The organism is Mesorhizobium sp. M0306, from assembly GCF_040321655.1.
GTDB lineage: Bacteria > Pseudomonadota > Alphaproteobacteria > Rhizobiales > Rhizobiaceae > Mesorhizobium.
The window spans coordinates 1-2,642 of record NZ_JAMYRY010000086.1 but is presented as its reverse complement, the minus strand read 5'-3'; the positions used below and the strand labels follow the sequence as shown (position 1 = coordinate 2,642).

The 2,642-nt window shown below is 61.5% G+C and carries 2 protein-coding genes; both read left to right on the top strand.

Annotation, left to right across the window (positions count from 1 at the left end):
- Positions 1-187 precede the first annotated feature (187 nt).
- Positions 188-1,702, top strand: a complete 1,515-nt coding sequence (istA, locus tag NKI95_RS34130; protein ID WP_502906259.1) for an IS21 family transposase — start codon at positions 188-190, stop codon at positions 1,700-1,702.
- Positions 1,699-2,592, top strand: coding sequence for an IS21-like element helper ATPase IstB (istB, locus tag NKI95_RS34125; protein WP_352722235.1), 894 nt, complete (start codon positions 1,699-1,701; stop codon positions 2,590-2,592). Before istA ends, istB begins: the two co-directional genes overlap by 4 nt.
- Positions 2,593-2,642 lie beyond the last annotated feature (50 nt).

The window sequence follows — 2,642 nt, the reverse complement described above, 5'->3', positions numbered from 1 at the left end:
GCTGCGGCGCGGCGATTAGGATGAGATTCAGCGTCAATCAAGATGAGACTCGGCGGGGGTGGTGTGACGCAGTGAGGGCGTAGCCCGAACGGAGTTACACCACCCCCGCGGCGTCACTGCCGGCGTCTGTTGAGCGCGGTTGGCTGAAGTACCTTGGCGATTTTCTGAAGAATGGAGAATCACCTTTGTGCCAGGCCGTCATGTAACCGACCATCAGATGAGGCTCTTTATGAAGTTACGACAGGAACACACGACCGAGGTTGCCGCGGCCAAGGCGTCGATCAGCAGAGCGACGGCCTATCGCATCAAAAAGAATCCGGACCTGCCATCGCAAAAGCAAAAGGCTCGCGGCCGGCGACGGCCTGACCCTCTCGAGCACATCTTCGATGCTGAAGTCGTTCCCCTTTTGAAGGCGGCGCCAGGCATCCGTGCAGTCGCCATCTACCAAGAGATGCTGCGGCGGCACCCGGAACTGAGCGAGGGCATTCGCCGGACCCTGGAGCGGCGCATTCGGTCATGGCGCGCCATCCACGGCGAAGAGCAGGAGGTCATCTTCCGTCAGCTTCACGAGCCCGGCCGGCTCGGGCTGTCGGATTTTACCGACATGAGCAGCCTGGGCGTGTCGATCGCTGGCCAGCCGCTCGATCATCTGCTCTACCACTTCCGGCTCGCCTGGTCGGGCTTCGAACACAGCCACGTCATTCTCGGTGGCGAGAGCTTCGTGGCCCTGGCCGAAGGACTGCAGAACGCGCTCTGGTCACTTGGCGGAGCGCCGTTCTATCACCGCAGCGACAGCCTGTCGGCGGCTTTCCGCAATCTCAGTGCCGATGCGCAGGAGGACCTGACACGGCGCTACGAGGAACTCTGCGCCCATTATCGCATGACGCCGACCCGCAACAACAAGGGCATCGCCCACGAGAACGGGTCGATTGAAAGCAGCCATGGTCATCTCAAGAGCGCCATCCGTGACGCCCTTCTGATGCGCGGCAGCAGGGACTTCGACGATCTCGACGCGTACCGCGCCTTCATCGATGAGATCGCCAGCCGGCACAACGCCAATCATGGCAAACGCATTGATGCCGAACGCCCTCATCTGCAGGAACTCCCCGACCGGCGGACCAGCGACTTCGAGGAGGTGGCCGTGACCGTGTCGCGGACGGGTGGCTTCACCTTGCGCAAGGTCTTCTACACCGTTCCCTCCCGCCTGATCGGACATCGGCTTCGCGTCCGGCTGTTCGACGATCGCCTCGAGGTCTTTGTCGGAGGAACACACCTGATGACGCTGCCCAGAAGCCGCGGGCATGCGGATGGAAGGCACGATCAGGTCGTCAATTATCGGCACGTCATCCATTCCCTGCGCAAAAAGCCGATGGCGCTTCTTAATCTCGTCTATCGTGACAAGCTCTTCCCGCGGCAGGAATACCGCAGGGCCTTCGATGTGCTCATTGAGCGGCTGCCGGACAGGCAGGCCTGCAAGGTGATGGTCGAATTGCTGGCGCTGGCCCATGATCGAGGCTGCGAGCGCGAACTTGCCGAGCAGCTCGCCGAGACCCTCGACGCCGGCGACCTGCCCGATATTGCTGTCTTGCGATCGCTATTCGGCCCGGATCCCGCACTGCTGCCGACCGTCTCGGTGCAACTCGCTTCCCTCAACGGCTATGAAGCCCTGATCGGCACGGCCTATGCGGGAGACGTCGCATGAAGGCCGCCCACATCATCGACGAAGCCCGTCTCGGCATCATGCTCAACGAACTCAGATTGCCGACGATCAAGACCCTGTGGCCGCAATTTGCCGAACAGGCTGATCGAGAGGGATGGCCCGCCGCCCGGTTCCTGTCGGCCATTGCCGAGCATGAGTTGGCCGAGCGCGATCGGCGCCGGATCGAACGCCATCTGGCCGAAGCGCATCTGCCGCCCGGAAAGACACTCGACAGCTTCGCCTTCGATGCCGTACCCATGGTCTCCAAGGCGCAGGTCATGGCCATGACCGCCGGCGATAGCTGGCTCGCAAAGGGCGCCAATATCCTGTTGTTTGGCCCGCCCGGCGGCGGAAAGTCGCATCTCGCCGCAGCTATCGGGCTCGCCCTCATCGAGAACGGCTGGCGTGTGCTGTTCACCCGAACAACCGATCTCGTCCAGAAGCTTCAGGTCGCACGGCGTGAGCTGCAACTCGAATCCGCCATCGCCAAGCTCGACAAGTTCGATCTGCTCATCCTCGACGATCTGGCCTACGTCACCAAGGACCAGGCCGAAACGAGCGCGCTCTTCGAACTCATCTGCGCAAGATATGAGCGGCGTTCCATCATGATCACCGCCAATCAGCCCTTTGGAGAATGGAACAGGGTCTTTCCCGACCCCGCCATGACCCTCGCCGCGGTCGACCGACTTGTTCATCACGCAACGATCTTCGAGATGAATGTCGAAAGCTACCGGCGCAGATCCGCCATCGAAGCCAAACGCCAGCGCGGCAGGCCAGCCTCCTACGCGACAATCAAAAACACGCACGAGCTTGTCGCGGAGCGACAATCAGAAAACGGCGAAACTCTTGCCAGCGACAATCAGCATGATAATTTGCCCGTGACCGCGCTCTGAGAGTCTCATCCAGATTGTCGCGCAGGTCTCTTCCAGATCGACGCGCTATA